This is a genomic window from Pseudomonas sp. S3_G06 (assembly GCF_054667565.1).
The window spans coordinates 1,777,585-1,804,484 of record NZ_CP162738.1; the positions used below are offsets into that span (position 1 = coordinate 1,777,585).

Below are 26,900 nucleotides of genomic sequence, written 5' to 3' on the forward strand. Positions count from 1 at the left end.
CGAGGGGATTTAGCGAAACGTCGCACCGCCCTGAACGGCTGCGCAGCAGTCGCAAAATCAGACCCTGCGGTGTGTCAGGCATATTTGAGTTGCGGAATTTGCGGCTACTTCGCAGCCCAACGGGGATAAATCCCCTCACCACAAAAAACAAAGGCTGCGAATGCATTCCCTTGCAGGAGCTGCCGAAGGCTGCGATCTTTTGCTGTTCACTTCGGATAAAGCGGCGGCAACCCACTCTCACTCACCGGATCCTGCACTCGTTCCGCCGCTGGAATAGTCCGGATCGCCCGCCACAAATCCTCACCCTGCCAATGCTGCCCGGTCTCGCTGTACAGCGCGCCGTTCAAGCCATCCAGTGCATCCGACAACGGCACAAATCGCGCGGCCATGTCTGCCAGCGTCTCCGGCTGTTGCCGCGCCCAGGCGTCCAGTGCCTGGCGGGTGGCGTGGGGGTCGTTGGCCTGGCTGGCGCGTTTGATGTCGTCGAGCAGGGTGCGTGGGCTCGGGCCGGTCTGGGCGGCGCGGTGGATTGCCGGTTGCCAGCGGGCGCGCCACCAGAGGCCGAAGCCGAGCAGGGTGGTGCAGGCGAGGATCAGGGTGCTGAGTTTCCACCACCACAGGGTGTCGTTGTCGGGCGTACTCGGTTGCAGGGTGCCGGCCGGGGTGTCGATTTGCAGGCTGGGGTTGTTCGCCACTTGCAGGGTGCGCGCGGGCAGGCTGCTGTGTTCGAGGTGGTCTTCGAAGGTGTTCCACCAGACCACGTCGACGGTTGGCAGGTCGATCGCGCCGCTGCGGCTTGGCACCAGGGCTTCGCGTTCTTCGCGGCTGCCGATGATGCCGCGGTCGCTGCTCTGGTTGCTCAGCACCGGTTGATCGGGGTAGCGGCGCAGGCCGTTGACGTCGGTGGCGGGCAGGGCGGGGAGTTGCGAGCTGGCGAGGCCTTCGACTTTCAGGGTCAGACTGCGGGTCAGGGAATCGCCGACTTGGGTGTGGTCGGGTTCCGGGCTCCAGCTTTCGCTGAGGCTGAGGTTGCGCGCCGGCAACCAGGGTGCATCGACCGGGTAGGTCAGCGGTTTCGGTTTGACCGTCAGCGGAATCGACGCCGAGCTGACGCGCATCAGTTTGCCGGGCTTCGGCCCCGAGGCGTCTGCTGATGGCGCGGTATCGACCAGCGTGGCGCTGAACGTCTGCGGCGCGATGGTCAGCAGGCCGCTGTGTTGCGGATAGATCGCGTAGCGCATCTCGATCACGCCGTGGCGCAGGCCATTGATGTCTTTTTCGTAGGTGCGCGTGTCGCCAAGTTGTTCGATGCGCGCATCGGCAATTTGCAGCGGGCTCAGGCTGCTGTCGTCGTACAGCGAAACCGAGTGGTAGATGCGCAAAGTCAGGATGGCCTGGGCCTGCACGTAGACGCTGGTCTGATCGAGGCTGGCTTCGATGAACACCGGATCAAGGCTGTTGCTGTCTTCGCGGTTGTCGCTGGCGATCACCTGCACGGTGATCGGCTGGCTCTGTGCTTCGCCCAGTTGCAGCGGGGGAATCACTACGCTGCCGTTTTCTTTCGGCAGCAGGGTGATGATCCAGCGTGTGGTCGCGCGATTGTCGCCGTTGAGGGTGTTGAGCTGGTTGACCTGGCGCGTGCCGCGCACTTCGAACAGCGCTTCCAGTGCCGACAGATCGGGCTTGCCGAACTGGGTGACGTCGTCAGTTTCGAGGGTGAGCTCGACCGTCTCGCCGGAGTTCAGGCGACTGCGATCCACGCTGGCGGTCAGCTCGGCCGCCTGAGCGGTGGCCGTGCAGATCAGCAGGGGCAGCAAGAGAGCGGTGAAGCGGGTCATCGATTGTTTTCCTGATCCTGATGTTGTTGCTGTTCGTACCAGAATTTGCGCCTGAGCAGTTCGCCCGGGTCGTCCGGGATCTTGCCCAGCCATTGTTCGAGCGCCTGACGCTGCTCGCCTTCGAGGTTGTTCTCACTCGGGCGCAGGGTCGGCACCGTGTCGGTTTCCTCTTCCTCGTTGCTGCCGGGGATTTCATTGGGGCCTGGCAGCGGCGGGGCGGTCGGCGGCGGTTCGCTGGCCGACTCGGCCGGTTGCGCCTCGCTCTGGGTTTCACTGCTCACCGCCGGAGGGGGCGCGGTGGTGGGCGAGGGCTCATCGCCGGGCAGACTTTGTTCGTTCGGCTGGTTATCCGGTTCGGGCGGCGGCGGGGCGTTTTTCTGCTTCAGCAGGTTTTCCACCAGCGCCTTGTTGGTCTGCGCCGGACGCAGATCCGGTTGCAGCTCGAGCGCCTGTTCGTAGGCATCGATCGCCGCTTCCAACTCGCCACTTTTTGCCAGAGCGTTGCCACGATTGTAGTGGGCGCGGGCATCGCTGCCCTCGGCGAAGCGCTGAGCGGCGCCACTGTAGTCGCCGGCCTCGTACAACGCCACCCCTTGCCACTGATGATCTTCAAAATGCTGCGCGGCTTCGGCCGGTCGTTTCTGCTTGAGCAAGTGCAAACCCTGTTGATCGGGGCGCAGCCACAAGTCTTCGAAGTCGAAAGCGTAGCTCGGTTGCGGCAGGCACCACAGCAGCGGCAGGCAGAACAGCCAGCCACGGCGCCCGGCACACGCAGCCAGCAACAACAGCGGCAACAGCAGCCAATAGCCCTGATCGGCCCACGTATCGAGGCGCACGGTCTGGCCGTCGTCGCGCAGGCTGCGCGGGCCGTTGAGCAGGCCAAGGGCGCCAAGATCAGCCTCGTCGAGTCGCGCCGGGCGATACTCGCCTCCGACGCTATTGAGGAATGTCGCCAGACCAGGACTGTCGAGTTGCGGCACGCGGATCGCGCCTTGCTCGTCCTTGAGGAAGCTGCCGTCCTCCTGGGCAATCGGCGCACCTTCGGCGGTGCCGATGCCGAGCATCAGCAGTTGCGTCGACTCGCCATTCAGAGCACGACGAATGCCTCGCCGTTCTTCTTCATTGAGCGACGAACCGATCAGCAGAATCCGTCCCTGTCCCAGCGCACCTTGCTTGAGCAACGCCAGCGCCTTGTCCACGGCCAGATCGGCGCGGTGGCCGGCTTCCGGCATCAGCGACGGCTTCAGCGCGTCGAGCAGGTTGCGGCTGGTGGCCAGATCATCCGACAGCGGCACCAGCGTGTGCGCGCTGCCGGCATAGACGACGATGGCGGTCTGCGCATCGCTGCGCGCCTGCAACAGGTCGAACAGCTTGCGCCGCGCCTGTTCGAGACGCGTCGGTGGCGAGTCGGTGGCGAGCATCTCCGGGGTCAGTTCGAGCACGACTACCAGCGGGTCGGTGGGTTTCTGGCTGGTCTGTTCGACGCGCTCCCAGCTCGGCCCGAGCAAGGCCAGAATGGTCAGCAACCACGCCACGCCAAGGGCGATCCACGGCAGTTTGCTCTGGCGACCGCTGCCGCCACTGAGCAACGCGGCATGGAACGCCGGCGGCAGAATCATCTGCCAGCGACCGGCGCGTTTCTGTCGGTGCCAGAGTTGCCAGAGCAGCCAGCCGAGCAGCGGCAACAGCAGCAGCCACCAAGGGCGGAACCAGTGCGGCCAGAGCGCGATCATCGGCGCCTCCGCAGGCGCAAACGCTGCAAGCGCTGACGCCAGTCCGGCAGCGGACTTTGTAAATACAGTTGCTTGGTAAACAGGCGTTGCAGCGGATTGTCCGGCCACAGTTCGCGGACGACCAGCAACAGGCTCAACCACAGCGCCAACGCCAGCGGCCAGTGATACAAGGCTTGCGCCGGGCGTGCCTGAGTCGGTTGCTGAGTCACCGGTTCGAGCTGATCGAGGGTGTCCTTGATCGCTTGCAGCTCCAGGCCGTCGTGGGCACGGAAGTACTGGCCGCCGGTGATTTCGGCGATGGCCTTGAGCGCCGGCTCATCCAGATCGAGGCTCGGATTGACCCCGAGCAGGCCGGTCGAGCCGCTGTCCTCGGGATTGGCGCCGATGCCGATCGGATAGATTCTGACGCCTTCGCTGGCCGCCAGTTTTGCGGCCGTCAGCGGATTGATTTCGCCGCCGTTGTTGGCGCCGTCGGTGACCAGAATCAGCACGCGACTTTGCGCCGGGCGCAGACGCAAGCGTTTCAGGGCCAGACCGATGGCATCGCCGATCGCGGTGTTCTTGCCGGCGATGCCGATCCGCGCCTCGTCGAGCCAGACGCGCACGGTGCGCCGGTCAAAGGTCAGCGGTGCTTGCAGGTAGGCCTGACTGCCAAACAGGATCAGACCGACGCGGTCGCCGTCGCGGCTTTCAAGGAAATCGCCGAGCAAGTGCTGCACCAGCGACAGGCGACTGACTTCCTCGTCCTGCCATTGCATGTCAGGAAAATCCATCGAACCGGACACGTCCACCGCCACCAGCAGATCACGGCCACTGGCGGCAATCGGCAGCGGTTCGCCGAGCCATTGCGGGCGGGCGGCGGCGGTCAGCAGGATCAGCCACAGCAAGATAAACGGCGCCTGCTGCCGCCACGCCGGCAAGTTGGCGCGGGCGCGGCGGCGGGCGAGGCCTTCGAGGTCGGCGAGGAAACTGACTTTTAGCGCCGGCTCGCCGCTGTCGGCCACCGGCAGGACCAGACGCATCAGCCACGGCAGCGGCAACAGCATGAAAATCCACGGCCAGGCAAATTCAAACATGTTTGCGAATCCACGTGTCGACCGCTTGGGTCAGGCCGGCGATGGCTTTGTCGTCGAGTTTGCATTCCGGTTTATACGCGCCTTCGACCAGCACCATCCAGCGCGTCAGGCCGGCAGCCGGGCAGCGGTTATCGAGGAAGGCCAGCCATTTGCGGCCGTTGAGGGTGTGGCTCTGGCTGTACGGATAGTGGTTGCGGCACAGGCGTTTGAGCAGGCCGTTGAGTTGTTGCAGCCAGGCACCGGCCGGTGCGCCGTCGTAAGGCTTGGGCATTTGCGCCAGTTCGGCGAGCGCGGCGATGCGTACCGGGTCCAGTGGTTGCTCGGCGCGCACCACCGGGCGTTTTTTCATCGGAATGAAGCGGCGCAGCTTCCACGCGGCAAAGCCCAGCAGCGGCAACAGCAGAAGCAGCAGCCACCAGCCCGGCGCCGGCGGCCAGAAGGCGATCGGCGGCGGCGAGATCAGCGGCTGCAGTTGGTCGAGGCCGTTCATCGACCTTTCCCCGGACGCTGCGGGTTGAGGAACTCGCGCATCTGCTCGACCATTTCGCTCTGCGTGCTCAAGGGCATCAGCAACACCCGCAGCTTCTGCGCGAGCAATTCCCAGCGAGCTATGCGCGCTTCGGCCTGGGCGCGGTAGGTCTGGCGCAGGTCGAAATTCAGCGTGTCGATTTCCAGTTGCGCGCCACGCTCGGCGAAGCGCAGCAGACCAGCGGCGGGCAGGGCGTGATCGAGCGGATCGGACAGTGGCAGCATCAGCAGATCGCAATGCCGCGCCAGCAAACTCAGTTGTTGTTCGGCACTGTCGGACAACGCGCGTTCATCACAAATGACGATGGCCAGACTGCCCGGCCGCAGCACTTCCCGCGCGCGGCGCAGGGCCACGCCGAAGGCATCGCGATCCGGCTCGCGCTCGCTGTGCAGCGACTGGTTGACCTTGACCAGACGGTTGAGCAATTGCAGCAGGCTCTGCTTGCTCCGGCGAGGCTTGATTTCGTAGTGCTCGTTATCACCGAACACCAATCCGCCGACGCGGTCGTTGTGCCCCAGTGCGGCCCAGCCGATCAGCGCCGCGACCTGCGCCGCCAGTACCGATTTGAACATCAGCCCCGAGCCGAAAAACAGCCGCGTGCTTTGCTCGACCATGATGAAAATCGGTCGCTCGCGCTCTTCGTGGAACAGCTTGGTGTGCGGCTCCTGCGTGCGCGCAGTGACGCGCCAGTCGATGGTGCGCACATCGTCACCGGCCTGATACACCCGCACCTGATCGAAGTCGACGCCACGGCCACGGAATTTCGAGTGATGCAGGCCGATCAGCGGGCTGCGCTGACTCGGCGTGGAAAACAGCTGTACCTCGCGCACGCGGTGACGCATTTCGATCAGCTCGGCGAGGCTGATGCGGATACCGGGTTCGGAGGGCAGGGCGGCGTTCATGGGGGTCAAGCGACGGCGACGACGTCGAGAATCCGCTGCACCACGCGATCCTGATCGATGCCAGCGGCTTCGGCTTCGAACGACAGAATGATGCGGTGGCGCAACACGTCGAACAGCACGGCCTGAATGTCTTCCGGGCTGACGAAATCGCGACCGGCCAGCCAGGCGTGGGCGCGGGCGCAGCGATCGAGGGCAATCGAACCGCGCGGACTGGCACCGTAAGCGATCCATTCGGCCATTTCCGGATCGAACTTGGCCGGGTTGCGCGTGGCCATGACCAGTTGCACCAGGTATTCCTCCACGGCGTCGGCCATGTACAAACCAAGGATTTCCTTGCGCGCGGCGAAGATCGCCTGCTGGCTGACCCGACGCTCGGGCTTGGTCTCACCGTTCAGCGCCTCGCCACGGGCCTGCTGGAGGATGCGCCGTTCGACAGCGGCGTCGGGGAAGCCGATCTTGACGTGCATGAGGAAACGGTCGAGCTGGGCTTCCGGCAACGGATAGGTGCCTTCCTGTTCGATCGGGTTCTGCGTGGCCATCACCAGAAACAGCGGCGACAGCTCATAAGTGCTGCGCCCGACGCTGACCTGACGCTCGGCCATCGCTTCGAGCAAGGCCGATTGCACCTTGGCCGGCGCGCGGTTGATTTCGTCGGCCAGCACCAGGTTGTGGAAGATCGGCCCTTGCTGGAAGACGAAACTGCCGGTTTCCGGACGGTAGATTTCGGTGCCGGTGATGTCGGCCGGCAGCAGGTCGGGGGTGAACTGAATTCGATGGAACTGGGCTTCGATGCCCTCGGCGAGTTCTTTGATCGCTTTGGTCTTGGCCAGACCGGGAGCGCCCTCGACCAGCATATGGCCGTCGGCGAGCAGGGCGATGAGCAAACGCTCGATGAGTTTTTCCTGGCCGAGAATCTGCGTTGAAAGAAAGGTTCGCAGCGCCAGCAGCGCTTCACGATGTTCCATCGGTGACTGTTCCTGGAAAGGGGGTGGCCGGGGCGTTCGGATAACGCCGGGGCTGGGGGCGTTACTTTAATCCATCGCGGGGGGCGGCGACTAACGGCATTTTGTGCAAAAGAGCAAAAGATCGCGGGTTTTGGCAGCTTCCCGGTTGGAATGCGATCCCCTGTAGGAGCTGCCGAAGGCTGCGATCTTTTGATCTTTCGCAAAGCAGGAAATTGTAGCGGCGCCAGTGCCGGCCCTATCGCTGGAAAGCCAGCTCCCACAGGTTTCGGCGTAGTGCATGCGATTGGTGCAGCGCATCGGTCCCTGTGGGAGCTGGCTTGCCAGCGATAGGGCCCTTCCAGGCCCCATCAAACCTCGCTGATAAAGGTCCCGGTCCCATCGAGAATATTCTTCAAAGTCTCAACAACCTCATCCATATCCACCATATCCGGATTAAAACTGATCTCCAGCACATCATCGCCATTCAACGCATCGGCATCCGCAGCAGCAATCTCGATCTTAAGCAGGTTTGAAGTCAGCGTGACCTTCACCCCGTCCAGCGTCGAAGGCTCGCCATCCAGGGTGATCTCCAGCTCATCCTCATCCGGATAACGGCTCATCAGGAACATCTCGCCCTTGTCGCTGTGGCAGCAGAGCATGGCCATGTTGTCTTCTTCGTCGTCGCACGGGTTGACGATCAGTAGGGCGGTGGTCATTTGCATGGGGGAAATCCTGGGCAGTGGCGGCGATGAATCTGTTCGAAGGCGCGATTTTGCCAGTCTCTGCTCGTTCGCGCTGCCTGCATCGGTAAAAAGTGGCAAAGCAGGACATTTCCGTCGCCCAGTTCCGAGTAGCAAGAAGGGAAAATCCGACGCCAGCGTAAGGCAATTGCCGGATGCGCAAAATCAACCCGAAATTGCGATTTTTCGCTTGTGATGGCCACCTTTTTGCCGTTAGTTTCGCCGCTCATGCGCAATGGAGTGCGTTACGACAACCCCAAAAAGGGAACTTTGCCATGACCCAATATTTCGACCGCGCCGAAGAAATCCGCCACCTGTCCGATGAACAGATCGAGGAAATCTACAAACGCTATCTCGAAGGCGAAAAAACTGCCGTGCTGATGGCGGAATTTAAGATCCCTGCAACGGTGCGCAGTCTGCTCAAGGTTCTGCCCCCGGTTATCAGTGCCGACCTCAGCTGCCCTTATTGCAAATTGCCGATGTGGGTGCGCCGACACGCCAGAGGTACTCCGCTTTCGCTGCGCAGTACCTTCAAATGCGTACGCTGTGAGCACCAGCAAAGCCTACCCGGCACCAATACCCGCCACACGACTTGCAGCTGCACAGAATGTTTCAAGGTGCGCCAGCAGCAGCTTGCCGCCCGGGCCACGCGTGATCGCCTGGAATTGGAAGCTCGATATGGCGCGCGATGCCCCGCAGTGCCTTACGCCAATCTGGGGTTTGTGCAGAAGCTGACGTTGCTCGCTTTGCTGGATGATGGTTACGGCGCAACCGTTGAATGGATTGCGCCGTTGAATGCGCCATCCAGAGAAGAACTCCTCGCCCTGACGTTCGAGGCCCGTGAAGAGCTGCTCAAAGGCCTGCACGAAGCCGGGGTGCTGGCAGTTTCCACCGATTCCGACATCAACGCTTTCGATCGCAGCGAGGGCTGCAATATCCGCGAGTACAGCGCGGTGCGCTGGCTGCCCAGCGTCACGCTCGACGGCGTAACGCGCTGTGCCCGCGAGAATTTGTATCAGGTGCTGTATCAGGAGTTGTCGGGCAGCGTCAAAGCCGCCTGGAAGAGCGAAATCTATTCGCTGGTCTTCAGTCTCGCCCGCGAAGCGTCCATTCAATACATCCGTGTGCTGGCCGCTGAAGTGGATTTTGCCTTCACGGCCGAAGCCCGTGCCGAGGAGGTGGTCGGGCAGTTGCTGCAGGACTTCTCGGTGAGTCAGCTGTATTACTTCGCCCGCTTGGCGGTACGAAACGCCGCGCACTTTTATGCCACCGGCAATTCCAAAGGGCGCAGTCACGCCTCCAACACCATTCCGCGCAACATGCTGGGCACGGCGCAGGACGCGCTCGCGCGCAATTGGCGCAAGAACGCCCATCGCGATGCGCGAGTACCGCAAACGGCCTTGCAGCGCTTGCTCTACGACGTGGTGCTCAAGGACAGCGGCGCCGGATTTTCCAAATCGCCGGGCATGTACTGGCGTGACGAACTGGTCCCGCAATTCTTTTCCGCCGTGGCGTTCGACAGCGACTTGCTCAGCCATCTGCGCCTGTTCTGCCGCGAATGCGATTCGAGCAACATCGACGCCAGCATGGACAAGCAGATCCTGCAGACGATGTGCTACGACTGCGCCACGGTGAGCAAATTCAGAGCCTTTGAGGAACTGCCGGACTGATCCGCGTCAACCGCTGGCGCTGAACCGGATGCCACGCTCAGGGTCGATTGAGGGGCCTTGGGCGTTTTCGTTTCCGGATATGTAACGTCCTCGGCGACCGACCTGGCACGAAAGTCCCGTGAAACCGGGGTTTCGAACCTGCATTTCGGCGCACGCCTGCTAGTGTTGATGCAGGCCAAACCCTGCATTTACGTGCCAATGACCGAATATGTCGCAGCACCGCAAGCAGACACATTGTCGCACCCATTAAGCTGCGCAACGGATGAGCACCCGTAAAGGCATTGCCGGCAGTGCTGGCAGTCGCTTTTGCAGATGCTCATTCATGGAAGGTGAATGTGACCTGAGTGTCCCGTCCAGCTTCACCCACCTGTCTCCCTGTTTCCTCTGCCCGAGAATCAGGAACAGGGCGACACGAGGCCCGAAAGGGCTGTTGCACGCGACGCTTTCCATCAATAACAAGCTTAAGCGGAGTACCACAGATGGCGTTCTTCACCGCAGCCAGCAAAGCCGACTTCCAGCACCAACTGCAAGCGGCACTGGCGCAGCACATCAGTGAACAGGCACTGCCACAAGTGGCGCTGTTCGCTGAACAATTCTTCGGCATCATTTCCCTGGACGAGCTGACTCAACGTCGCCTCTCCGACCTCGCTGGCTGTACTCTCTCTGCGTGGCGCCTGCTTGAGCGCTTCGATCACGCGCAACCGCAAGTGCGTGTCTACAACCCCGATTACGAACGCCACGGCTGGCAGTCGACCCACACCGCGGTCGAAGTGCTGCACCACGACCTGCCATTTCTGGTCGACTCGGTGCGTACCGAGCTGAACCGTCGCGGCTACAGCATTCATACCCTGCAGACCACCGTGCTCAGCGTACGTCGTGGCAGCAAGGGCGAATTGCTGGAAGTCCTGCCAAAGGGCAGCACCGGCGAAGGCGTGCTGCACGAATCGCTGATGTACCTGGAAATCGACCGTTGCGCCAACGCGGCCGAGCTGAACGTGCTGAGCAAAGAGCTTGAGCAGGTGCTCGGTGAAGTGCGCGTCGCCGTCGCTGACTTCGAGCCGATGAAAGCCAAGGTGCAGGACATCCTCACCCAGCTCGACAACAGCGCCTATCCGGTCGATGCCGACGAAAAGAACGAAATCAAGAGCTTCCTGGAATGGCTGGTGGGCAACCACTTCACCTTCCTCGGCTACGAAGAGTTCGTGGTCACCGATCAGGCCGATGGCGGCCACATCGAGTACGACCAGAGCTCCTTCCTCGGCCTGACCAAACTGCTGCGCACCGGCCTGACCTACGAAGACCTGCGCATCGAAGACTACGCCGTGTCCTACCTGCGCGAACCGACCCTGCTGTCGTTCGCCAAGGCTGCGCATCCAAGCCGCGTACACCGTCCGGCTTACCCGGATTACGTGTCGATCCGTGAAATCGACGCCGACGGCAAAGTCATCAAGGAACACCGTTTCATGGGCCTGTACACCTCCTCGGTGTACGGCGAGAGCGTGCGGGTCATCCCGTTCATCCGCCGCAAGGTCGAAGAAATCGAGCGCCGCTCCGGCTTCCAGTCCAAGGCTCACTTGGGCAAGGAACTGGCGCAGGTCCTCGAAGTGCTGCCGCGTGACGACCTGTTCCAGACCCCGGTCGACGAACTGTTCACCACCGTGATGTCGATCGTGCAGATCCAGGAACGCAACAAGATCCGCGTATTCCTGCGCAAAGACCCGTACGGTCGCTTCTGCTACTGCCTGGCCTACGTGCCGCGCGACATCTATTCCACCGAAGTCCGCCAGAAGATCCAGCAAGTGCTGATGGAGCGCCTGAAGGCTTCCGATTGCGAATTCTGGACTTTCTTCTCGGAATCCGTGCTGGCCCGCGTGCAGCTGATTCTGCGCGTCGATCCGAAGAACCGCCTCGACATCGACCCGGTACTGCTGGAAAAAGAAGTGGTTCAGGCCTGCCGCAGCTGGCAGGACGACTACGCCGCACTGACCGTCGAAAGTTTCGGCGAAGCCCACGGCACCAACGTGCTGGCCGACTTCCCGAAAGGCTTCCCGGCCGGCTACCGCGAGCGTTTCGCTGCGCATTCGGCCGTGGTCGACATGCAGCACCTGCTGAGCCTCAACGAAAAAAATCCGCTGGTGATGAGCTTCTATCAGCCGCTCGGTCAGGTCTCCGGCCAGCGCGAGCTGCATTGCAAGCTGTATCACGCCGACACGCCGCTGGCGCTGTCCGACGTCCTGCCGATTCTGGAAAACCTCGGCCTGCGCGTACTGGGTGAATTCCCGTACCGTCTGCGTCACACCAACGGCCGCGAGTTCTGGATTCACGATTTCGCTTTCACCGCCGCTGAAGGTCTGGACCTCGACATCCAACAACTCAACGACACCCTGCAGGACGCGTTCGTGCACATCGTGCGTGGCGATGCCGAGAACGATGCGTTCAACCGTCTGGTGCTGACCGCCGGTCTGCCATGGCGCGACGTGGCGCTGCTGCGTGCCTACGCCCGTTACCTGAAGCAGATTCGTCTGGGCTTCGACCTGGGTTACATCGCCAGTACCCTGAACAACCACACCGACATCGCTCGCGAACTGACCCGGTTGTTCAAGACCCGCTTCTACCTGGCGCGCAAGCTCGGCAGCGATGATCTGGAAGACAAGCAACTGCGTCTGGAACAAGCGATTCTGACCGCACTGGACGATGTTCAGGTGCTCAACGAAGACCGCATCCTGCGTCGTTACCTCGACCTGATCAAAGCCACCCTGCGCACCAACTTCTATCAGACTGACGCCAACGGCCAGAACAAGTCGTACTTCAGCTTCAAGTTCAACCCGCATGCGATCCCTGAGCTGCCGAAGCCAGTGCCGAAGTTCGAAATCTTCGTCTACTCGCCACGCGTCGAAGGCGTGCACCTGCGCTTCGGCAACGTTGCCCGTGGTGGTCTGCGCTGGTCCGACCGTGAAGAAGACTTCCGTACCGAAGTGCTCGGCCTGGTAAAAGCCCAGCAAGTGAAGAACTCGGTCATCGTGCCAGTGGGCGCGAAGGGCGGTTTCCTGCCGCGTCGCCTGCCACTGGGCGGCAGCCGTGACGAGATCGCGGCCGAGGGCATTGCCTGCTACCGCATCTTCATTTCCGGTCTGTTGGACATCACCGACAACCTGAAGGACGGCGCACTGGTGCCGCCGGTCAATGTCGTGCGTCATGACGACGATGACCCGTACCTGGTGGTCGCGGCGGACAAGGGCACTGCAACCTTCTCCGACATCGCCAACGGCATTGCCATTGATTACGGCTTCTGGCTGGGTGACGCGTTTGCGTCCGGTGGTTCGGCCGGTTACGACCACAAGAAAATGGGCATCACCGCCAAGGGCGCGTGGGTCGGCGTACAGCGCCACTTCCGCGAGCGCGGCATCAATGTTCAGGAAGACAGCATCACCGTGGTTGGCGTCGGCGACATGGCCGGCGACGTGTTCGGTAACGGCTTGTTGATGTCCGACAAGCTGCAACTGGTCGCTGCGTTCAACCACATGCACATCTTCATCGACCCGAACCCGAACCCGGCGACCAGTTTCGTCGAGCGTCAGCGTCTGTTCGACCTGCCGCGTTCGGCCTGGACCGATTACGACACCAGCATCATGTCCGAAGGTGGCGGTATCTTCTCGCGCAGCGCGAAGAGCATCGCGATCTCGCCGCAGATGAAAGAACGCTTCGACATCCAGGCTGACAAGCTGACCCCGACCGAACTGCTCAACGCCTTGCTCAAGGCGCCGGTGGATCTGTTGTGGAACGGCGGTATCGGCACCTACGTCAAGGCCAGCACTGAAAGCCACGCCGATGTCGGCGACAAGGCCAACGATGCACTGCGCGTGAACGGTAACGAGCTGCGCTGCAAAGTCGTGGGCGAGGGCGGTAACCTCGGCATGACCCAACTGGGTCGTGTGGAATTCGGCTTGAATGGCGGAGGTTCCAACACCGACTTCATCGACAACGCCGGTGGCGTGGACTGCTCCGACCACGAAGTGAACATCAAGATCCTGCTGAACGAAGTGGTTCAGGCCGGTGACATGACCGACAAGCAACGCAACCAGTTGCTGGCGAGCATGACCGACGAAGTCGGCAATCTGGTGCTGGGCAACAACTACAAGCAGACTCAGGCCCTGTCCCTGGCGGCGCGCCGTGCCTACGCGCGCATCGCTGAGTACAAGCGTCTGATGAGCGATCTGGAAGGCCGTGGCAAGCTGGACCGCGCCATCGAGTTCCTGCCGACCGAAGAGCAACTGACCGAGCGCGTCGCTGAGGGCCACGGCCTGACCCGTCCTGAGCTGTCGGTGCTGATTTCCTACAGCAAGATCGACCTCAAAGAGCAGTTGCTGGGCTCGCTGGTGCCGGACGACGATTACCTGACCCGCGACATGGAAACGGCGTTCCCGCCGACCCTGGTCAGCAAGTTCTCCGAAGCCATGCGTCGCCATCGTCTGAAGCGCGAGATCGTCAGCACCCAGATCGCCAACGATCTGGTCAACCACATGGGCATCACCTTCGTGCAGCGACTCAAAGAGTCGACCGGCATGAGCCCGGCAAACGTGGCTGGCGCTTACGTGATCGTGCGCGACATCTTCCACCTCCCGCACTGGTTCCGTCAGATCGAAGCGCTGGACTATCAGGTTTCCGCTGACGTGCAGCTGGAACTGATGGACGAGCTGATGCGTCTGGGCCGTCGCGCCACGCGCTGGTTCCTGCGTGCCCGTCGCAACGAGCAGAACGCTGCCCGTGACGTCGCGCATTTCGGTCCGCACCTGAAAGAGCTGGGCCTGAAACTCGACGAACTGCTCAGCGGCGAAATCCGCGAGAACTGGCAGTCGCGCTATCAGGCGTACGTCGAAGCCGGTGTGCCGGAATTGCTGGCGCGTATGGTTGCGGGCACCTCGCACCTGTACACGCTGCTGCCGATCATCGAAGCCGCCGACGTCACCGGGCAGGACCCGGCCGAAGTGGCCAAGGCTTACTTCGCCGTGGGCTCTGCGCTGGACATCACCTGGTACCTGCAACAGATCAGCGCCTTGCCGGTGGAAAACAACTGGCAGGCTCTGGCCCGTGAAGCGTTCCGTGATGACGTCGACTGGCAGCAACGGGCGATCACCATCTCCGTCCTGCAACAGGGCGACGGTTCCCAGGACGTGGAAGCACGCCTGGCGCTGTGGATGGCCCAGCACGAAAGCATGATCGAACGCTGGCGCGCCATGCTGGTGGAAATCCGTGCTGCGAGCGGTACGGACTACGCCATGTACGCGGTGGCCAACCGCGAACTGCTGGATCTGGCGTTGAGCGGGCAAGCGATCGTGCCTGCAATCACTGCGAATGCCGAGCTTGAACTGGCGTAAGTAGTGGCTGAGTGAAAAAGCCCCGCTCTCGAAAGAGGCGGGGCTTTTTCTTGTCTGTCATTCAGAGCGTATCGGCGCAGCGGAAGGCGAAGCTACCAACGCCGTCGGCACGGGGCAGGGATGTTCCGGTTACGACAATCTGATTGTTCTGAATAGCAAGGCCTCCCGCCATGTCGAGCACGTCGGTCAGATTGATCACCAGCACACCGTCGTCGGCAAAACCGCGATCCGGAGCGCCGTCCGATTTGAACTGGGCAATGACGATTTCGGAGTCTTCTTCGCCGTGGGTGCTGGAAAGCAACACGATGTGTACGCCTTCTCGCAGCGTGCCAGCAGTCCATTGGATGCCGGAAGGCGCATCGGAATAAGACGTCAGGACTGGCCTCCCTTCATTGAAGTCGCTGGCGTATTTGCCATTTCTGTCGACACAAACCAGCACGCCCCTGTGAACAAGATCCTCCGAGGTGGCGCTACCGATGCCGAGGATGTTGCCATCAGGCATTTCGACCAGTTGGTTGATCTGACTGAGCTTGTCCAGGCGCTCGAACAGGGCAAAACCGTTATCGCCAAAGCTGCTGACAGGCTTACCTGCGGCGTCGAAGAGGGCGATCATTGCGCGGTAGCGGTCTTTACTCGAAACGTAACCTGCGATGGCGAATTTGCCGTCCTGCAGCCGGATCAGTGAGCCAGCCCACGTGGAATTGTCCAGGTATCGAATCGTGATGTAACCCTGTCCTTGGCCAAAGGAAGTGTCCAGAGCCCCGTCGCTATGCAGCCTGATCAAAAGACCGTATTGGTCATTGGGGGAATATTGATGATTGCTCAGGACCATCAGTTTTCCGTCGGCCAGTTCAATGGCATGGCCACTGTAAGCGGATGCCGTAGTGCGTTTTTGCTCCGGCGCTACTTCGGACGACGCGAGGGCGGGCAACGGAATCTGGCTAACGATGACCACGCCGTTGTCGCCAAATCCGCTCTCGGGCGTTCCGTCATTGCGAAACATTGCCAAGCAGCGCTGTGGTCGTGCGTATTCGTGTAGGACAAAGGCACCCTGAAGCAACAGATTGTTGTTCTTGAGGATGCTGATGCTGCCACCCGTGGATTTATAGCCCTGCGCGAAAACCCCGCTGGCCACGCCATCCCGGGCAAACGAAGTGTCCTGTGTGCCATCAGGCTTCAACCGCACAATGGCGAACTTGTTGCCCGCACTGGCGGCGATCAGCAGCTTGCCGTCCGCCGCGACGGTAACTGCGTTGGCGAAGCCGTTTTCCTGATCGGGATATCTAAACCAGGTGAGGCCATTTTTGTCGGGGCCGAAAGTGGGGTCCAGGTTATGCACGGCGGTGTCTTTGACTTCAGTCATGGTCAGCTCCTCGAATACGCTGGTTTTGCGTAAAGCGATCAGTCGATAGAGACCGGCAAATCAACGCAGTGCTGGTATTTGGGAAGCTTTCGGTCGCGCTGTCCACTGTCAGACCTGACAGTGGACAGCGCGGGATGATTGTGGATTTGGAAGAAGGATGGCCAGTCTTGGCGGGGGTTTAATGTCTGAGGATTTTTGTGGTGTCTGGTCTGGCGCCTTCGCGCGCAGGCTCGCTCCCACAGGGATTCGCATTCCAAATGTGGGAGCGAGCCTGCTCGCGAAGAGGCACTTACATTCAATATAACTTTTGAGCTGGTTTACCCTCAAGCATCGACACCTTGTCCTCCGGCCGCACAACCAGATTACTCAGCGAACGGTCAAACTCGCGCAACGCCGCCAATTGCAATTCCTCCTGCTGATTGATATCCGCGACGATCTCTTCCGAGCGCTTGAAGTCCGCCCACACCGGCGTCAGTTCCCGCGCCTGCGAACCCTTCGCTGTGCCGATGTAGTTCAATTGCGCATCGTAGAAATCGGCACTGACATCCGCGCGGATATCCGAGCTGCGCGAGGTGATCAGCTGGCTGTGGGTATCGACGATCGCCACCACATCCGGCCTGGCGGCACGCAGGCTTTGCATGTCCGGGTACACCGTCACCGAGCCGAACTGGCGTTGCAGCGAAGCGTTGACCCACTGCACCGCGCGATCCGGGCTGGAACTGGCGACGTAGGCGTCGTGGATCGGCTGCACCAGCAGGCTCTGACCAAAACCGGTGCCGGCCTTGGCCTGATACTCGCGCAAGTATTGGCGATTGGCCTGGGTGCCGGGGCTATAAATCACCCCCAGCGATACGCCGGGACCGCTGTTGACCTGAGTAGCACTGCTGCGACCGGTCGGGTGCGGTAGCAGCGTGTCGAGGGATGACACCGCTTGCGGAGCAGTGGGAACAGAGCAGGCAGAGAGCATCAAAACGGAGATCGCCAGCAGGGCGGGAAGCGCAGGTTTCATGGTGTTTCTCCCGTGAAACAAGATCTGTCGAGGAGTGTGAACGGGCCGAAGATATCGGCGGATATTCAGGTTAAACCTGCCGGCCTAACCGTTGCCTGAATAACCTTTGCGCGGTTAGTTTTATTGGCTTTAAGCGTTTGCAGGTAATGCCCCAAGGCAATAAAAAAGGCGCAAATGCTCGATTCGCGCCTTTCGTTTATGGCTGGCCGTTCAGCCATCAGTTTTCCAGCGGGATCAGCACCTGCTCATCCGGGGCCAGGACCATGAACACCAGCAACTTGGCCGGCTTGGTCGAACTGGCGTTTTTCGACACCAGATGCTCGGAACCGGCCGGCTCGTACCAGAATTGACCCTTCTTGTAAGTGATCGCCTGTTCGCCCTTGACCTGTGAAATCACCTCGCCGTCGAGCACGTAAGCCATCGCCGTGCCTTCGTGCTTATGGGCGATCGAGGACTGCCCGGGCTGGTAGTCGACTTCGATCATCATGGCTTTCTTGCCGGGGACGTTTTTCAGCAGTTGGTCCTGCAGGACGGTGATTTTTTCGGACGGATCGTGAGCCATTGCCGAAGCAGACAGGCTGAAGGCGAGGGCGGCGGCGACGAGGTGCAGGGCTTTCATGGCGGGTTACCTGTGATGGTTGGGGTGTGCTCACAGTAGGCCGCAATGTGGCCGGTTCAAACGGCCAATATTCGCAAAGATCAGGTGACCAATTCTGGTTCAAAAGCAAAGATCGCAGCCTTCGGCAGCTCCTACAGGGGAACGCATTCCAGAGTAGGAGCTGCCGAAGGCTGCGATCTTTTGATCTTGCTTTTAGACGATAGGAAAGCTGTTGAAATCCACGCTATTGGCCAGGCGGCTATCAATCAGGTCGATAAACCCCTGCGCCTCGGGCCGGTTGAAATGCGCCTGCATCGCCGCTTCCGACTGCCAGCGCGCGCTGACCGTCCAGCGGTGGCTGTCCTCGGGGCAGCGGTCGACCAGGTAGGAATCGCAGCCCGGGGTTTCGCGCAGGGTATCGACGATCTTCTGCAATTGCTTGCCAAGCTCTTCCGAGCGGCCCGCAACCGCCTTGACCTCAACCGTGTTGATCACTTCGTTGGACATTGCTCACACTCCTGAATCAGGCCGGACGAATCCTGCTCATTGAGGGATAACGCCTGTGCAGAATAGGCCTGCCGTCATGAATCACCAATAACCAATCGGCGGTAAAAGCCTTATACCAACGGCTCATGACAGCTGTTCGAGGATGTCGCGCAGGCGATCGAGGGCGATGTCGATGTCCAGGGTTTCGATGGCGCCGAAGCCGAAATACAGGCCTTCTTGCGCCGGCTGCTGGTAGTAGAAACCACTGATCGCATACAGGCCGACCTCGACCTTTTTTGCCAACTCGATGACCAACGGCAAATCGATCGGCACCTTGCAGAACACCGCCATGTGAAACCCGGCACTGGCCGGCACGGCTTGCAGCCATGGCGCAAGGTCGGTGGCCATCCGCTCGAGAATCCGCTCGCGACGTTGCGCGTAGATCGTGTGGCAGCGGCGGATGTGCTTGAGCAGGCAACCCTCGGCGATGAACTTGGCCAGCGCCCATTGCGGCAGGGTCGAGGCGTGCAGATCGGTCAACTGCTTGGCGCGAATGACCGCCTCGATGATCGACGGCGGCAGGATCGCGTAGCCCAGGCGTAACTCCGGCAACAGGGTTTTCGAGAAGGTGCCGACGTAGGCGACGATGCCGCGCTGATCGAGGTTGTACAGCGAGTCGGTGGGCCGGCCCTCGTAGCGGAATTCGCTGTCGTAATCGTCTTCGATGATGATCGCGCCGAGCTCATGGGCACGGGCGAGCAGGGCCTCGCGGCGCGCCTGACTCATCGCCATGCCCAGCGGAAACTGATGCGACGGCGTCACATAAATCAGCCGCGTGCCATCGGGAATGTGCTCGACCTGAATACCCTCGGCATCCACCGGCACCCCGACCACTTCGGCGCCGTGAGTGCCGAACAGCAAGCGCGCGGGTGGATAGCCCGGATCTTCCATCGCCACCAGATCGCCCGGGCGGGTCAGTACCCGGGCAATCAGGTCCAGCGCCTGCTGCGCGCCGTTGCATACGACGATGTCCTCGTCCTGACAATTGATGCCACGGGAAAAGGCGATGTGCCGGGCGATCGCATTGCGCAGCGCCGGCAAGCCTTCGGCGACGCTGTAGAAGCCTTTCGACTGCGCCATCTGCCGCATCGCGTGGGCGACGCAGCGGCGCCAGTCGTCGTGGGGGAACTGGCCTTTGCTGGTGGCGCCGCCGATGAAGTCGTAGCGCAGCGAACCCTCCAGCGTCGGATGACGGAGGAACACCGGCAGATTGCGCCAGCTCTCGATCACCTCGGCACTGGCCAGCTCGGTGTGGCTCTGCTTGCGCTGCACCTGCGCCGGGCGGGCGTTGACATAGGTGCCTTTGCCGATCACCCCGGTGAGGAAATTTTCGTAGGTCAGCTGCGCATAAGTGTCGGAAATGGTCTTGCGCGAGATGCCCAATTGCTCGGCCAGCAAGCGGCTCGGCGGCAACTGCGTACCCGCCGCCAGTCGCCCGGATTCAATCGCCCCGCGCAGCTGCTGATACAACTGACCGGCGAGATCCTTGCGGCCGTTGATCACGACATGAAGTTCCATACCGACGAGGCTCCCGGGTGTTGAGTGAGGTGTCGGTCAGATTAGCGTTGTTGGGCTTTTGGCAGTAGTTGCGTGGAGTAAAAACCGCGAATTGGCGCAAGTCCCTGTGGGAGCGAGCCTGCTCGCGAAAGCGGCGGGTCAGTTACCTGATCGTTCCCACGCTCCGCGTGGTAACGCCTTCCGTGACGCTCTGCGTCACAGTGGACGCGGAGCGTCCATGGCTGCATTCCTTTGCTGCGCGTGGGAACGATCAGCGCGTAAAGGCAGGGGGCAGTGGTGTAGCGGTTTTCCATGCAATTGGGGCTGTAATGCTTTGCTGTCTGCGTTTACCGTGAACTCATCATTCCGCCTGCCGAGAGCCGCGCCATGTCCCTGCGTCTGGATTACTACAACGCGTCGCCCAAGGCGATGAAAGCGATGCTTGCCATGGAGGCGCTGACCGCCAACCTGAGTATCGAAGCGTCGCTGCTGCAATTGATCCGGATCCGCGCCTCGCAACTCAACGGCTGCGCTTTCTGCACCGACATGCACTCGGTGGACGCGCGGCGGGCCGGGGAAAGTGATCGGCGCCTGTATGCGGTCGCGGTGTGGCGCGACAGCAACTTCTTCAATCCCCGCGAACGGGCGGCGCTGGCCTGGGCCGAGGCGGTGACGCTGTTGGCCGAAAGCCACGTGCCGGATGACGTCTACCAAGGGGCGCGCGAGCAATTTGATGAAGGCGAACTGGTGGACCTGACGGTTGCGGTCAGCACCATCAACAGCTGGAACCGCCTGGCCGTCAGCTTCCGCCAGACCCCGAGTGACTGAAAAGCACCCATTCCTGTGGCGAGGGGATTTATCCCCGTTGGGTTGCGCAGCAGCCCCAAAGCCGCCTGACTCTGATCTGTCAGATAAACTGATTTAACCGTTTTGGCGTCTGCTGCGCAGCCGAACGGGGATAAATCCCCTCACCACAGGCGCTAAATCCCCTCAGCACCCACAGCGCGATTCAATTCGCCGGCCGCTGCGGTTTCACTGATGTGCCAAATGTATTGCCCATCCGCGTACTGGTCGCCGCCGGGGTCGCCAGCCCTACCTGATTCGGCGCGCGCTTGTGCACCGGCACATTCAACGCTTCCATGTTCTTCTGCGCCGCCGCCGCGCCGTCAGGGTTGTTGCCCATCTGCTGGCTCAGGCAATCGTAATTCGGCGCCTTGTAACCGCCGACCGTGACCTCGACACAACCCAGCGGCTCCTCCGCCTGCGCCGCGCCCACCGTCATCAGCAAGACCCACATCCACCGCGTTTTCATGTCCGCCTCCTGGCCCGCCCGAATGGGCCGCTATGGGTTTGAGTCTAGTGCAAGCGCGGCGCAAAACCCGTGATGGTTTTTTTGCACCGCCCGTCATACCAGAGTCATAAATGCCCCGCAGGATAGCGATTTTCAGGGGTGCGCCAGTCGTGCAGCGAGGCAGTTCGCGGATCAGTCTTCAGCGCTCGGCGCCGCTTGTGCGCCGCGCGGGCCTGGGGTGGCTGCTCGGTCTGCTGACCTGCGCGACCAATGCTGATCCGGCAGCGGCGGACATGCGCATGACCTTGCACATCCCGGCGCAGGAACTCGCCCGGGCGCTGGATCAATACAGCCGCGCCACGGGCGTCGCGGTGTTGGTCGACAGTCAGTTGAGCCGGGGCCGTCGCTCCCTCGCCGTGGATGGCGAATTCACCGCCGCCGACGCCTTGCGCCATCTGCTCGGCGGCACCGGGTTGATGGCGCGCTACGCCCGCGCCGACGCGTTCACTCTGCAAGCGGCGCAGGTGGAAGACCTGCCAGTGCCGACGGACAAACCCACGCCGGCCGCTGTCGCGGTCAACCGCAGTTATGCGACGGCGGTGCAAGCGGCGATCGAGCGCAAGCTGTGCCTTTCGCCGCTGACCCGGCCGGGCAGTTATCGCGCGGTGTTGCAGGTGTGGGTCGGGCGCGACGGCGTGGTGCAGCACAACCGGTTGGTCACTTCGACCGGCGATGTACGGCGCGATAGCGCGCTGGTGGAAAGTTTTCGCAACCTCACAATCGATCGGCCGACGCCCAGCGCCTTGCGCCAGCCGGTCACGTTGCTGTTGTTACCGGAGTCGTCAGGGAAACGCATGGAATGCACGAGATGGGAAGGAGTTTCCGGGGGATGAAAGACGCCGGACAAAGCGTGATGGGCCAGCTGTTCCTCAGCTCCTACGAGGATTTTCGCGTGCGCCTGCGCCGCCGCCTCGGTTCCGAGGACCTGGCCAATGACGTGCTGCACGAAACCTGGCTGCGGGTCGATCGCATGGAGACCCCGCCAAACCTGCTCAAGCCCAACGCCTATCTGTATCGCATGGCCCTCAACATTGCCGCCGACCGTCGTCAGGCCGATGCGCGCCTGCTCACCGGCACCGAAGTCGAGGAACTGCTGCAACTGGGCGACGAAGCCCTCGACCCGGCGCGGGTGGTCGGTGGGCAAAAGGAGATGCAGGCCCTGCTCAGCGCCTTGTACGAACTGCCCGCACGGCGTCGGCGAATCTTCATCGCCGCGCGGCTGGAAGAGGCGCCGCACCTGGAAATCTCCCAGCGTTTCGGCATTTCCACGCGCATGGTCGAGAAGGAAATCAAAGCCGCGCTGGGCTTCTGCGCAGCGAAACTGGAAAGAAAAGTGTTTCAGCGGTTCGGTCGCGGGGCCGGAAAACCGTCTAGCGAATAGTGACCCGATTAATCCGTTGAGAATTTGCGCGTTTGAACATCTTTCGACTGAAACCCGCCGAGCCCTCGGCCACCGAGTCTCTGCACAGCGAAGCCCAAGATTGGCTGATCCTGCTGACCTCGGGCCGCGCCACCGTCGCCGACGCCCGCGCCCTGCGCGAATGGTGCGCGCAGAGCGGCGAACACGCGCGGGCGTTCGAAGAAACCAAGCGCCTGTGGCATCACCTGCAACCGGCCGCCGAAGCCGTGCAGGGCCGCAGCAGCTTCGGTCGACGGGCATTTCTCGGCGGCGCGATTGCCGCATCCGCCGCATTCCTGCTGGTGCGCGGCACCATTCCCGGCGGGTTCGAAGGGCTGGGCGCCGACTACATCACCGAAGTCGGCCAGCAGCGCCGGGTCGAACCGGCGCAAGGCGTCAGCCTCGAACTCAACACCCAGACCCGCATCAACCAGCGCAGCGTCGAAAACGGCGTGCACGGCTTCGAACTGGTCAGCGGCGAAGTCGAAGTGCAAACCGCACGCCTGCCGCTGGCGATGCAGGCCGGAGCAGGGTGGTTGCGCGCCAGCCAGGCCCGCTTCAACCTGCGCAACACCGACCAGCAAGTCTGCGTGACCTGCCTCGACGGCGCGGTCGACGTCGCCATCGACGGCCGCAACCTGCGCCTCGAAGCGGGCCAGCAAGTCACCTACGACGCACGGCAAATCGGCAACGTACAAACCGTCGACACCGCCGCCGTGATGAACTGGCGCCAACAAGTGCTGGTGTTCAACGGCGCGACCCTCAGCCAGATGATCGACGAAATCAACCGCTACCGCCCCGGCATGCTCCTGCTGCTCAACCGCGAACTCGGCCAACGCCGCGTCCAGGCCCGCTTCAACCTCGACCAACTCGCCGGCGTCGCCCTGCTGATCCGCGACGCCTACGGCATCAAATGCACCGAACTGCCCGGCGGCGTCGTAGTGCTCAGCTAACTGCCTGCCACACACAGCTCCCCTGTGGGAGCGAGCCTGCTCGCGAAAGCGGTCTACCAGCTGACCAATATCTTCCGGTCGCACTCGATCCCTGTGGGAGCTGGCTTGCCAGCGATGACGGCCTAACAGCCAACCAAGCTAAAGCTGACTGCCCCTAATTCAATTGTGGGAGCGAGCCTGCTCGCGAATGCGGTTGCCCATCTGACCAATATCTTCCGGTCTCACTCGATCCCTGTGGGAGCTGGCTTGCCAGCGATAACGGCCTAACAGCCACCCAACCTGCAACTGACCGCCCCCAACCCAATTGTGGGAGCGAGCCTGCTCGCGAAAGCGGTTGCCCAGCTGACCAATATTTTCCGGTCGCACTCGATCCCTGTGGGAGCTGGCTTGCCAGCGATGACGGCCTAACAGCCACCCAACCTGCAACTGACCGCCCCCAACCCAATTGTGGGAGCGAGCCTGCTCGCGAAAGCGGTTGCCCAGCTGACCAATATCTTCCGGTCGCACTCGATCTCTGTGGGAGCTGGCTTGCCAGCGATGACGGCCTAACAGCCAACCAACCTGCAACTGACTGCCCCCAACCCAATTGTGGGAGCGAGCTTGCTCGCGAAAGCGGTCTACCAGTGGCAACAACATTGACTGACCCACCGCGTTCGCGAGCAGGCTCGCTCCCACATTTGCTTGGTGACTGCCAAATTATTGCAACAACCCAATCACCTGCCGATACCGCTCAACCCCCTGCGCCGTCTGCCGACTCAAACGAATCTCCAACCCCAACGGATCCTCCCGCCGATTGCCACTCAACTGCCGCCACCCCTTATCCACCTCCCAAACCCGCACCTGCACATCACTCACCTCATTCAACACCGCCACCCCATTCCCAGGCGCCGGCAACGGATAGCGACTGCGCGCCTCAGCCACCGCCCGATACAACGTATCCCCCTTGACCCACCACCGAACCCGCTGCAACGCCCCCGGCTGATCCGCCGCGCTACGAATAATGTCTAGCCGAAACCCCTTGCTATCACTACTGCGCACCGTCACCGCCGGCGGCGCGGTCGGCGCCTCATCCTCAGCCCCGACCTTGCGCGGCTCGCTCAACTCCACCCCCGCGCGCATGTCCACATCCCGCTGCAACTGATTCAACACCCGCAACAACCCATCGCTCTGCTCACTGCTCGCCTGCAAATGACTGTCCGCCCGCGTCACACTGTCCAGCCCGCGCCAGGCAATCAGACTCACCACCGCCATCAGCAGAATCGCGACCATCACCTCAATCAGAGTGAACCCTTGCTGAGTCTTCATTGAATACTGATCCGCCCACTGCCATCGCGCAGCACACTCAGCCGATTGGCCCCATCCGACAAAATCAGCCGCAACGGCGGATTGATCCACTCGGCATTCACCACCACCGTCTGCCGGGGCTCCACACGCACCTCGACCTTCGGGCTCTGCCACACACGCGGGCGCAACTGCGCATCCTCCTTGAACGACTCAAACCCCACGCCATCATCCCCACGTCGACCAAAGCGAAACCCCTTGGCATCCGCCACCCACACAATCGGCCGCCCATCGGCACGAGCCTCCGCCTGCGCCACCTGCAACAACCGCGCAACCCGCTCGGCATCCTTGCGCAACAACTGCAGCGGATCGGGCCTGATACTCAAACTGATCGCCGCACTGGCAATCCCGATGATCACCAGCACCACCATCAACTCGATCAACGTAAAACCCTGCTGCCTGCTCATCACCCACGCGCTCCTTGGCGTCCCACCCCATCGTGCCCGGCGAACATGTAAGGCATGTGAAATAAAACGGAGAGAATTGCCGCGTAGGCTGGCAACAGGGACAACAAGGAGCGACAACCCATGAAATTCACCCCACGGATTACCCCGGCGCAAACCGTCCAGGCCCTGGCCCTGCTCGCCGCCCTGGTGGGCGTCGCGACATGGTCGTCGCTGCTGCTGACCTCGGCGGAATCGCACACACCAGCAGCCGCCCCGCAAGTGCTCGCGGCGAGGAGTGACAGCCCGGCGTTGCAGTGGTTTTCCAATGAGACCGCGCCGGTGGATATCAAGGTGAGTGGGGTGATCGCGGGAGGGAGTGGAACGGTGGCGATTTTGAGTTTGAATGATGGCGCGCCGAGGAGTTTTTTGGTGGGGGAGAAGGTTGGGGTTGGGGTGAAGTTGGTGGGGGTTGAGGGGGATGGGGTGGTGATTGAGCGGGGTGGGGAGCGGGTGAGGTTGGGGGTTGAGAGGTTGGGGGAGGGGGTGGATTTGCCGAGGTTGGTGAGGCCCTGATACGAGTTTGAAGGTACTGGGGAACTCTATTAATTTGATGGCCCTTCAAGCATCCCAGCCAGTTCAATAGGTTTTGGGTTGATTGGGACTTTGCTTGTCGTTTACTTTTTGTCAGACCACTTACGCTTTATGTAAGTAGATGCAAATTCTATTTCAGGGAACAGCGAGCGCGAATTGATATTTAAGGTGTCAAGTTGTTTCATGATTATGGATTTGCTTTCTGCTGGAATGATTATTTTGTTGTGTGTTAATCCTGAGGAGCTTTGAATTGAAAGATACTGTAGCAATCCGCCAGCGATGAAAGCGCCTGACTGAGCTATGACTCGTTTATTATTTTTTAATGGGTAAACGAAGTAATACCTAAATAGATCTGATGGTTCAATGATGTCGAGGAAATATGGCTTCTCAACTCTAACGAACTGCATAAGACGCATTACTTCAGGAAGTTCTCTGAAAGAATTCTTTTTTGTTTTAGTCCAGTTGGCGATGGTTAATCCGGTCTGGTGGTACTTGTCTGATATTTTCTTCCGTTCCTCGTCGGATAATCTTGCTAGATTGCAAATGATGCTAATGGTGTCACTGTCAGCAAATTTTGCTCGTTTTTTTTGAAAATTGAAAACATGGACTACTCCGTCAGTGAGGTTTAATTTTTCGTCGCTACAGGCAAAGTAAAGGCCGACGAGCGGATTGAGCGTTACATCAAGAAGGCGAGTCGGAAGGCTATAGTGTTGTGCTCGCACAAGCTTATCGAACATGTTTTTATCAGCACCAAACTCGCTCGGTGCCTCTACCAGAAGTTCGCTAAGAATATTGTTTTCTGCGTCTGCTCTCAGCTTGCGCATGACCGAAGGTTTTACAACCCAGGATTTGTCATCTTGTCCACGATAGCAGCTCAAAGCTGAAGGGCTGTTTGAAAAGCTATAGATTATTTTCAAATATGAGATTAGATCTTCAGCCTCGTAAATTTTTCGCGGAACTGGTGGGCGAGTCATTCGTTGGTTTGCTCCGGTTAAGACGTCGTGGGATATAATTGTTAGTGGCTTGGGCGCAAAGCAGTTTGTAGCTTGACCCATCTGT

The 26,900-nt window shown here is 61.0% G+C and carries 23 protein-coding genes; 7 read left to right on the forward strand and 16 right to left on the reverse strand.

Annotated features, from left to right (window positions below):
- Positions 1-206: 206 nt before the first annotated feature.
- The 7 genes from AB4N47_RS08220 to AB4N47_RS08250 all read right to left on the reverse strand — a co-directional run bounded on the left by AB4N47_RS08220 (position 207) and on the right by AB4N47_RS08250 (position 7,744).
- Positions 207-1,838 (reverse strand): BatD family protein, encoded by a 1,632-nt coding sequence (locus AB4N47_RS08220; protein ID WP_056789454.1) that lies wholly within the window; start codon positions 1,836-1,838, stop codon positions 207-209.
- Positions 1,835-3,571, reverse strand: a complete 1,737-nt coding sequence (locus tag AB4N47_RS08225; protein ID WP_341637298.1) for a vWA domain-containing protein — start codon at positions 3,569-3,571, stop codon at positions 1,835-1,837. The genes AB4N47_RS08220 and AB4N47_RS08225 overlap by 4 nt, the downstream gene beginning before the upstream one ends.
- On the reverse strand, positions 3,568-4,647 hold the full coding sequence (locus AB4N47_RS08230) for a vWA domain-containing protein (RefSeq protein WP_341637299.1): 1,080 nt from the start codon (positions 4,645-4,647) through the stop codon (positions 3,568-3,570). Before AB4N47_RS08230 ends, AB4N47_RS08225 begins: the two co-directional genes overlap by 4 nt.
- Entirely contained in the window at positions 4,640-5,137 is a 498-nt protein-coding gene (locus AB4N47_RS08235; RefSeq protein WP_024013173.1) for a DUF4381 domain-containing protein, read from the reverse strand. Before AB4N47_RS08235 ends, AB4N47_RS08230 begins: the two co-directional genes overlap by 8 nt.
- On the reverse strand, positions 5,134-6,078 hold the full coding sequence (locus tag AB4N47_RS08240; RefSeq protein ID WP_016774988.1) for a DUF58 domain-containing protein: 945 nt from the start codon (positions 6,076-6,078) through the stop codon (positions 5,134-5,136). Before AB4N47_RS08240 ends, AB4N47_RS08235 begins: the two co-directional genes overlap by 4 nt.
- 5 nt (positions 6,079-6,083) lie before the next feature.
- A complete protein-coding gene (locus tag AB4N47_RS08245) occupies positions 6,084-7,043 on the reverse strand; it encodes an AAA family ATPase (RefSeq protein WP_007913915.1) in 960 nt (319 codons plus the stop codon).
- A gap of 347 nt (positions 7,044-7,390) precedes the next feature.
- A complete protein-coding gene (locus AB4N47_RS08250) occupies positions 7,391-7,744 on the reverse strand; it encodes a hypothetical protein (RefSeq protein ID WP_116658751.1) in 354 nt (117 codons plus the stop codon).
- Between the two features lie 293 nt (positions 7,745-8,037).
- Here AB4N47_RS08250 and AB4N47_RS08255 point away from each other — a divergent pair, with 293 nt between their 5' ends.
- Positions 8,038-9,432, forward strand: coding sequence for a hypothetical protein (locus tag AB4N47_RS08255; RefSeq protein ID WP_400500614.1), 1,395 nt, complete (start codon positions 8,038-8,040; stop codon positions 9,430-9,432).
- Between the two features lie 479 nt (positions 9,433-9,911).
- Positions 9,912-14,807, forward strand: a complete 4,896-nt coding sequence (locus AB4N47_RS08260; RefSeq protein WP_130900815.1) for an NAD-glutamate dehydrogenase — start codon at positions 9,912-9,914, stop codon at positions 14,805-14,807.
- A 61-nt stretch (positions 14,808-14,868) separates the two neighbouring features.
- On the opposite strand, the gene AB4N47_RS08265 is transcribed toward AB4N47_RS08260, so the two are convergent.
- The 5 genes from AB4N47_RS08265 to pdxR all read right to left on the reverse strand — a co-directional run bounded on the left by AB4N47_RS08265 (position 14,869) and on the right by pdxR (position 19,841).
- A complete protein-coding gene (locus AB4N47_RS08265; protein WP_341637301.1) occupies positions 14,869-16,170 on the reverse strand; it encodes an NHL repeat-containing protein in 1,302 nt (433 codons plus the stop codon).
- A 295-nt stretch (positions 16,171-16,465) separates the two neighbouring features.
- Positions 16,466-17,179, reverse strand: a complete 714-nt coding sequence (locus AB4N47_RS08270) for an ATPase (protein WP_341637302.1) — start codon at positions 17,177-17,179, stop codon at positions 16,466-16,468.
- A gap of 217 nt (positions 17,180-17,396) precedes the next feature.
- Positions 17,397-17,798, reverse strand: a complete 402-nt coding sequence (locus AB4N47_RS08275) for a cupin domain-containing protein (RefSeq protein WP_341637303.1) — start codon at positions 17,796-17,798, stop codon at positions 17,397-17,399.
- A gap of 192 nt (positions 17,799-17,990) precedes the next feature.
- Positions 17,991-18,284 carry a putative quinol monooxygenase gene (locus tag AB4N47_RS08280; RefSeq protein ID WP_016774982.1) on the reverse strand — a complete coding sequence of 98 codons (294 nt, stop codon included), beginning with the start codon at positions 18,282-18,284 and terminating at the stop codon, positions 17,991-17,993.
- Between the two features lie 123 nt (positions 18,285-18,407).
- A complete protein-coding gene (gene pdxR / locus AB4N47_RS08285; protein WP_341637304.1) occupies positions 18,408-19,841 on the reverse strand; it encodes a MocR-like pyridoxine biosynthesis transcription factor PdxR in 1,434 nt (477 codons plus the stop codon).
- Positions 19,842-20,207: 366 nt separating this feature from the next.
- Here pdxR and AB4N47_RS08290 point away from each other — a divergent pair, with 366 nt between their 5' ends.
- Complete coding sequence (locus tag AB4N47_RS08290) at positions 20,208-20,648, forward strand: carboxymuconolactone decarboxylase family protein (protein WP_341637305.1); 441 nt, start codon at positions 20,208-20,210, stop codon at positions 20,646-20,648.
- Positions 20,649-20,829: 181 nt separating this feature from the next.
- Here AB4N47_RS08290 and AB4N47_RS08295 read toward each other — a convergent pair whose 3' ends face one another.
- Complete coding sequence (locus tag AB4N47_RS08295) at positions 20,830-21,132, reverse strand: hypothetical protein (RefSeq protein ID WP_041480100.1); 303 nt, start codon at positions 21,130-21,132, stop codon at positions 20,830-20,832.
- Positions 21,133-21,281: 149 nt separating this feature from the next.
- On the opposite strand from AB4N47_RS08295, the gene AB4N47_RS08300 reads away from it, so the two are divergent.
- From AB4N47_RS08300 to AB4N47_RS08310, 3 genes are read left to right on the forward strand one after another with little or no spacing between them, the layout of a single operon-like run.
- Entirely contained in the window at positions 21,282-22,004 is a 723-nt protein-coding gene (locus AB4N47_RS08300; protein ID WP_341637540.1) for an STN domain-containing protein, read from the forward strand.
- Positions 22,001-22,552 (forward strand): RNA polymerase sigma factor, encoded by a 552-nt coding sequence (locus tag AB4N47_RS08305; RefSeq protein WP_122698125.1) that lies wholly within the window; start codon positions 22,001-22,003, stop codon positions 22,550-22,552. The genes AB4N47_RS08300 and AB4N47_RS08305 overlap by 4 nt, the downstream gene beginning before the upstream one ends.
- Before the next feature lie 32 nt (positions 22,553-22,584).
- Positions 22,585-23,523, forward strand: a complete 939-nt coding sequence (locus AB4N47_RS08310; protein ID WP_341637306.1) for a FecR family protein — start codon at positions 22,585-22,587, stop codon at positions 23,521-23,523.
- 696 nt (positions 23,524-24,219) lie between these two features.
- On the opposite strand, the gene AB4N47_RS08315 is transcribed toward AB4N47_RS08310, so the two are convergent.
- Together AB4N47_RS08315 and AB4N47_RS08320 are read right to left on the reverse strand one after the other, a co-directional pair.
- A complete protein-coding gene (locus AB4N47_RS08315) occupies positions 24,220-24,828 on the reverse strand; it encodes a prepilin-type N-terminal cleavage/methylation domain-containing protein (protein WP_341637307.1) in 609 nt (202 codons plus the stop codon).
- Positions 24,825-25,271: a GspH/FimT family pseudopilin gene (locus AB4N47_RS08320; protein ID WP_341637308.1), complete on the reverse strand. Its 447-nt coding sequence runs from the start codon at positions 25,269-25,271 to the stop codon at positions 24,825-24,827. The genes AB4N47_RS08315 and AB4N47_RS08320 overlap by 4 nt, the downstream gene beginning before the upstream one ends.
- A 120-nt stretch (positions 25,272-25,391) precedes the next feature.
- Here AB4N47_RS08320 and AB4N47_RS08325 point away from each other — a divergent pair, with 120 nt between their 5' ends.
- On the forward strand, positions 25,392-25,823 hold the full coding sequence (locus tag AB4N47_RS08325; protein ID WP_341637309.1) for a type II secretion system protein N: 432 nt from the start codon (positions 25,392-25,394) through the stop codon (positions 25,821-25,823).
- A 101-nt stretch (positions 25,824-25,924) separates the two neighbouring features.
- On the opposite strand, the gene AB4N47_RS08330 is transcribed toward AB4N47_RS08325, so the two are convergent.
- Positions 25,925-26,815, reverse strand: a complete 891-nt coding sequence (locus AB4N47_RS08330; RefSeq protein WP_341637310.1) for an FRG domain-containing protein — start codon at positions 26,813-26,815, stop codon at positions 25,925-25,927.
- Positions 26,816-26,900: the final 85 nt, after the last annotated feature.

Coding starts and splice junctions, on each gene's coding strand:
- AB4N47_RS08255 (WP_400500614.1), top strand. CDS start 8,038: ATGACCCAATATTTCGACCGCGCCGAAGAAATCCGCCACCTGTCCGAT.
- AB4N47_RS08235 (WP_024013173.1), bottom strand. CDS start 5,137: ATGAACGGCCTCGACCAACTGCAGCCGCTGATCTCGCCGCCGCCGATC.
- AB4N47_RS08290 (WP_341637305.1), top strand. CDS start 20,208: ATGTCCCTGCGTCTGGATTACTACAACGCGTCGCCCAAGGCGATGAAA.
- AB4N47_RS08315 (WP_341637307.1), bottom strand. CDS start 24,828: ATGAAGACTCAGCAAGGGTTCACTCTGATTGAGGTGATGGTCGCGATT.
- AB4N47_RS08245 (WP_007913915.1), bottom strand. CDS start 7,043: ATGGAACATCGTGAAGCGCTGCTGGCGCTGCGAACCTTTCTTTCAACG.
- AB4N47_RS08225 (WP_341637298.1), bottom strand. CDS start 3,571: ATGATCGCGCTCTGGCCGCACTGGTTCCGCCCTTGGTGGCTGCTGCTG.
- AB4N47_RS08250 (WP_116658751.1), bottom strand. CDS start 7,744: ATGCAAATGACCACCGCCCTACTGATCGTCAACCCGTGCGACGACGAA.
- AB4N47_RS08305 (WP_122698125.1), top strand. CDS start 22,001: ATGAAAGACGCCGGACAAAGCGTGATGGGCCAGCTGTTCCTCAGCTCC.
- AB4N47_RS08220 (WP_056789454.1), bottom strand. CDS start 1,838: ATGACCCGCTTCACCGCTCTCTTGCTGCCCCTGCTGATCTGCACGGCC.
- AB4N47_RS08320 (WP_341637308.1), bottom strand. CDS start 25,271: ATGAGCAGGCAGCAGGGTTTTACGTTGATCGAGTTGATGGTGGTGCTG.
- AB4N47_RS08275 (WP_341637303.1), bottom strand. CDS start 17,798: ATGAAAGCCCTGCACCTCGTCGCCGCCGCCCTCGCCTTCAGCCTGTCT.
- AB4N47_RS08270 (WP_341637302.1), bottom strand. CDS start 17,179: ATGAAACCTGCGCTTCCCGCCCTGCTGGCGATCTCCGTTTTGATGCTC.
- AB4N47_RS08230 (WP_341637299.1), bottom strand. CDS start 4,647: ATGTTTGAATTTGCCTGGCCGTGGATTTTCATGCTGTTGCCGCTGCCG.
- AB4N47_RS08260 (WP_130900815.1), top strand. CDS start 9,912: ATGGCGTTCTTCACCGCAGCCAGCAAAGCCGACTTCCAGCACCAACTG.
- AB4N47_RS08325 (WP_341637309.1), top strand. CDS start 25,392: ATGAAATTCACCCCACGGATTACCCCGGCGCAAACCGTCCAGGCCCTG.
- pdxR (WP_341637304.1), bottom strand. CDS start 19,841: ATGGAACTTCATGTCGTGATCAACGGCCGCAAGGATCTCGCCGGTCAG.
- AB4N47_RS08265 (WP_341637301.1), bottom strand. CDS start 16,170: ATGACTGAAGTCAAAGACACCGCCGTGCATAACCTGGACCCCACTTTC.
- AB4N47_RS08240 (WP_016774988.1), bottom strand. CDS start 6,078: ATGAACGCCGCCCTGCCCTCCGAACCCGGTATCCGCATCAGCCTCGCC.
- AB4N47_RS08295 (WP_041480100.1), bottom strand. CDS start 21,132: ATGAAAACGCGGTGGATGTGGGTCTTGCTGATGACGGTGGGCGCGGCG.
- AB4N47_RS08330 (WP_341637310.1), bottom strand. CDS start 26,815: ATGACTCGCCCACCAGTTCCGCGAAAAATTTACGAGGCTGAAGATCTA.
- AB4N47_RS08280 (WP_016774982.1), bottom strand. CDS start 18,284: ATGTCCAACGAAGTGATCAACACGGTTGAGGTCAAGGCGGTTGCGGGC.